The sequence below is a fragment of the uncultured Gimesia sp. genome, assembly GCF_937910335.1.
Classification (GTDB): domain Bacteria; phylum Planctomycetota; class Planctomycetia; order Planctomycetales; family Planctomycetaceae; genus Gimesia.
Genome location: NZ_CALEMX010000202.1, coordinates 1 through 5079, shown reverse-complemented (window position 1 = coordinate 5079; position 5079 = coordinate 1). Strand labels below are relative to the sequence as shown.

Here is a 5079-nt window from a genome sequence, read left to right as displayed (position 1 = left end):
GTGACGGAAATTTTGTCGCCGCAACAATTACATGACTTGCTGGCATATCTATTGCAAAGTACAAAGAAATCAACAACGAGTCATTAATTTCCCTGAAATATGAAACAACAATAAAACATTTTTGTTGGAAAGTTACTCTGAGTTATGAATCTAAGACTACTGCTTACACTGTTGGTATCGTTGGTCATTATCGAGAATTTGATTGCAAGTGAACCGGTTGTGATTACTTCTAAGATGACACACCTGCGAAGTTCAGGCGACCGTGAATGGACTACCTTTCCGGAGCTGTCCGAGTTGCAAGAGTTATCGCTTTCGTTTCAAGCAGAAGTGAATCAAACGGAAGCGTCACTCCTGTTACGACAAGATGATGTAAAATTAAGCTGGAATGTGGAACTGAATGGAACCGTACTAGGTAAGCTGAGTCGTGATGGAAACGATCAGCAATATTCGTTGCCTGTTCCGCCGAAAACTCTGAAAACGGGAAAAAATCAATTACGGATTTTCCAGGTTGGGAAGCCGACACCAGATGATATCCGCGTGGGAGAAATCGTACTTTATCCGGAGTCGATTCAACGTGCTTTGTCTGAAGCAGAATTGACGATTGAAGTGGTTGACGGCCAATCGGGCAAGCATCTCCCCAGTAAAATAACGATTGTGAATGAAGCAGGGACACTGGTCGCCACAACGGCGTTATCGAACGATCGGCGTGCGGTCAGGTCCGGTGTGATTTATGTCAGTGACGGGAAAACAGATCTTAGCCTGCCAGCGGGTGCGTATACCGTGTATGCCGGCCGGGGTTTTGAATATGGGATTGATCATCGCAAAATTAGTTTGAAAGCAGGCGATCATAAAAAGCTTCGTCTCAAAATTAATCGCGAAGTCGATACAACGGGTTATGTAAGTTGTGACACGCACGTGCATACGTTAACACATTCGGGACACGGCGATAGTTCCATGGAAGAACGCATGCTGACGCTGGCGGGTGAGCAGATCGAGTTTCCGATTGCCACCGATCACAACAAACAGATCAGCTATGAATCTCTCTCTCGAAAACTGAAAGTCCGACAGTATTTTACGCCTGTGGTTGGAAATGAAGTCACTACGCGATTAGGGCATTTTAATGTGTTTCCACTTCCGGAAGGGGGACCGGTTCCCGATTATAAATTGAAAAAGTGGGATGAGATTTTTAAAAGTATTTATGAGACGCCGCAGATGAAAGTGGCGATTTTGAATCATGCGCGAGACTTGCATTCTAATTATCGTCCGTTTGGTCCCAGGAATCATATCAGTCAAACCGGAGAAAATCTGGATGGCTGGCGTTTGCGGGCGAACGCGATGGAGATTATCAATTCGGGAGCCACGCAAACCGATGTGATGCAGCTGTATCATGACTGGTTTGGTTTATTGAACCGGGGGGTGTTCTTAACACCGGTCGGTTCTAGCGATTCACATGATGTCTGCCGCTATATCGTTGGGCAGGCGCGAACATATATTCAGACGCAGGATCAAGATCCCTCTCAAATTGATGTGGGCCAGACCGTTCAAAACTTCGTTGATGGAAAGGTATTGCTTTCTTACGGACTGTTCACACGGATTAAAGTGAATTCCCAATATGGGCCGGGAGATCTGGTTCCACAGTCGAAGGACTTGGAAGTGAGTCTGACCGTTTCCGGGCCGAGTTGGGTGACAGCAGATCAAATCAGCCTGTATGCAAATGGGCAATTGATTCGCAGTGAAAAAATCAAAGCAAAAAAGCAGGGTGGCGTGAAATGGCAGGGTACTTGGAAGCTCAAGAAATTTCCGCACGATTGTCATCTGGTAGCGATTGCGACGGGGCCTGGTGTTGTGGCGCCGTATTGGCCATTAGCCAAACCGTATCAACCAGATTCTCCCGAGTTTGAGTCACAAGTTGTGGGTTCGACAGGAGCCGTCTGGATTGACGCGGACGGCGATGGTAAAAAAACACCCGCATATGCTTATGCACAAAAACTGGTGAATCAGCATGCGGACGATCACAAAGCGTTAATTAAAAGTCTGTCGAACTATGATCAGGCGGTTGTCTTTCAGGCGGCCAGTTTATTGAGAGCACGCGGGGTCTCTCCCTTTGATTCCCAACTGACAAAATTATTGCAGGACGCGGCGAGTCAGGTTCAGATCGGATTTGCCATTTATGCCGAAGCCTGGCGTGCCAGTCAGATAGCCCGGAACACTCAGTGATTACTTCACTGGCTGAAAAGCGACCAGCGGCGTACGCACAAAGAAGACGCCGGGACCTCCTTTTTGCTTAGGGTCGAGATCATAGAACAGTGTTCCCAGAGTCTTGTCATCAATGGGAACGGAGCGAGGCCAGCCGCGTCCTTTGATGGGACGCCCCGGGTTATAGACAATCACCGCATTGGCTTTGTCCCAGGTCAAACCTTCATCATGCGAAAGCGACAATTCAAACGCCCACTCATCATCGCGTCCCACGCCGTACAGAATGGAGGTCAGTACGACAGTTCCCTTATCCAGAGCCGTCAAATCATAACCGGCAACGCCAAAGTAGGGGAGCGATTGCAGAGCCCGCCAGGTTTTTCCGTCGTCGGTGGAACTCAGGCCATACACCATCTGCCCCGGTTTTCCAACGGGTACGGGCGCATCGGTTTGCGGTGCACCACTGATGAGTGTGCCCTGTGACGATATCACGAGAGGTACCATGCCATGATTCCGTCCATCCCCAAAGGGTGAAATCGTATTCTGTTTCCGGTTGTAAATGACTGTGCGATCATAAAAAGGACAAACCCAGCGGTCTGCATCCAGTTCCAGAATGGAATGACGCAGGCAGGTGTAATTTGTGTAATCGTCCAGTGGGATTTCAGTGACGGGAGACCAGGTTATGCCCTGGTCTTTGGATGTGCAGAAATGAGGAACTCGCCAGCGACGTTTCTCTTCAACGCGATAACAGGACCAGTGCAGCACGATTTCTCCACTGCGCAATGTGGTCAGCGAACCCGGATATATAGAACAGTCTTTAATCGTGGGAATGGGCTTGCTGGCAGACCAGTGCAAACCGCCATCGGTTGAACGAGCGAGCAGCAGTTCTTTGCCGCCACCACCGTTTTCATTATAGACTGCCAGCAGATCACCGTTCGCCGCTCTGCAAAGGGCAGGGTGAACATGTCCTCCGATGACAGACCCGACTCGAATGGGATCGGAAGGAGTTTTTCGCGTGCCCTGTTCTTGAGCCTGAATGATTGACAGTGCGTTTGTATTGATTCCATTGAATAGCAGGATCAGGCTGAGACAGAAACCGCTTCGTAGCGTTGAGTAAAGCGAGACTTGAAACATGAGGGAAGCAGGCCTCCTGAGGTAGACATCAAAAAATCGGAAGAAATAACGTGCCAGTAGGATCCTGTTTACCCTGTCGGGTGTCAGACTTCAACAGAGCACGTTTTATGTCGGAAAATCAGGCTGGAATTCGGCTTTCAAGTCTCAATCCTTTGACAGCCCTCCGGGTCTCCAGTAAGCTATCAGCCTTCCACTGCAATGACATTTTCAGGCAGCCTCTGATTGGAATCTGCTGCCAAACTCTGTATGATAAACATCTGTCAGAAAACAACTTGGGGCCGTAGCTCAATCGGTTAGAGCAGCAAACTCATAATTTGTTGGTTGCAGGTTCGAGTCCTGCCGGCCCTATTTAGCCTCTCAGTACATCCCCGTAAATCAACGTAAGTGAATAACTGAGAATAACATACATCTATTGCAGTTAATTTGCATTACTGGCTAAAACTGGTGTATTCGGCACTGTGCTGCAACATATATGCAACGCTTTTTCAAAGTCCGATTCCCTTACCTGTAAATAACTTTGCAACGCTACAGAAGGTGAATTTCCTATCCAACTTGTAACCGTCTGGATGGGGAATTGTTCCATCAATTCGGTTTCTCGGCTGGATCTCAAGTTCTGGAATGGTTTAGGCCATTTGTTTAAGCCAGCCCGCTTGATGATTTTGTGAAAAGTGGTCCGTAGATTCTCGCTCCTGATTCGGTGTTTCTCAATCACGAATTCTGCCCCGTCCTCTGCCTGATCAAAACACTCTTCAAGGTAGGGCCTCAACTCAGGAAAGATTGGTACGATACGCCCCTCTTTGCCCGCGTATCGCTCAGTCTTGGGGCTGGTCACATAGAATCGATTCTCCGACCAGTTGATATCAGATAATTTGAGAGCAAACGTCTCTGAAGGTGTTCTCAATCCACCGTAACGAGCCAGCGCGACGATCAGCCGCCATTCAGCATCAGGACATTGTTCTATCACTTTTTCAGAGTCTTCAATCGTGATGTAGTGGTGTCTATCTCTGGTGGGAACTAACGCTGAAGGGAGGCAGTTGAACGGATTCTTTACAATCAATTCCTTTTCGATCCCATAGTTGAACATCGTCTTAGCAATGCCTGAGAGCTTCCGTATTGAGTTCTCTGCTAGTTTCCGGTCAATCAGGTAGGCTCGCCATTCTTTAGCCTCTCCAGCGTTCAGGGACTTTAGAGACTTGCCTTTTCCGAAATGGTCAATCAGATGTTTTTTGACCACTTTGTATTTTGCTACAGTACGCGGCTTCACGTCTCCCGTTCGTAGTTTAATAAACTCGTCAATCATCTCTCCTAACGTGGCTGACTCTCTAGCCTCAATCAACCCTACCTTTGACAACTTACCAATCATCGTCTTATCAAGTTTCGATAACCAGAGCGCTGTACCGTCATCTAGGGCATGTCCTGTGATACGAGACGAAACCAACCTTTCGACGTGTACCCTGATTGAAGTAGCCGCTTTCATGGATAATTTTCCAATCTGAATTGCTCTGCGCTTCCCTGTAGCGTCAAAGAACTGAATCATTTTGCCGCCATTCGGCCTCTTTGCAATACTCGCCATAGCTTCAACTCTCCTTTAAAGTGCCTCGTTTCCGAGTAGTAAACATCGGATTTAATTACTTCGCGTTACAGCCAATCCTGTGACGTTCTCAGACGTGTGTCGAAGAATCCCCCGCCTGACCATTATTGCCAGACGGGAGAAACCAAAACGATTATTGCTGATGAACGACAGGTTCAGCA

At 47.9% G+C, this 5079-nt stretch carries 3 protein-coding genes and 1 tRNA gene; 2 read left to right on the top strand and 2 right to left on the bottom strand.

Features of this window, described 5'->3' with window-relative positions; all coding sequences use genetic code 11:
* Window positions 1-144 precede the first annotated feature (144 nt).
* Window positions 145-2217 (top strand): CehA/McbA family metallohydrolase, encoded by a 2073-nt coding sequence (locus Q0668_RS07535; protein WP_298862220.1) that lies wholly within the window; start codon window positions 145-147, stop codon window positions 2215-2217.
* Here the strand turns inward: Q0668_RS07535 and Q0668_RS07530 are convergent, their stop codons facing one another.
* A complete protein-coding gene (locus Q0668_RS07530; RefSeq protein WP_298862217.1) occupies window positions 2218-3327 on the bottom strand; it encodes a sialidase family protein in 1110 nt (369 codons plus the stop codon).
* A 274-nt stretch (window positions 3328-3601) separates the two neighbouring features.
* Here Q0668_RS07530 and Q0668_RS07525 point away from each other — a divergent pair.
* Window positions 3602-3675 (top strand) — tRNA-Ile (locus tag Q0668_RS07525).
* Window positions 3676-3745: 70 nt separating this feature from the next.
* Here the strand turns inward: Q0668_RS07525 and Q0668_RS07520 are convergent.
* Window positions 3746-4900, bottom strand: coding sequence for a site-specific integrase (locus Q0668_RS07520; RefSeq protein ID WP_298862214.1), 1155 nt, complete (start codon window positions 4898-4900; stop codon window positions 3746-3748).
* Window positions 4901-5079: the final 179 nt, after the last annotated feature.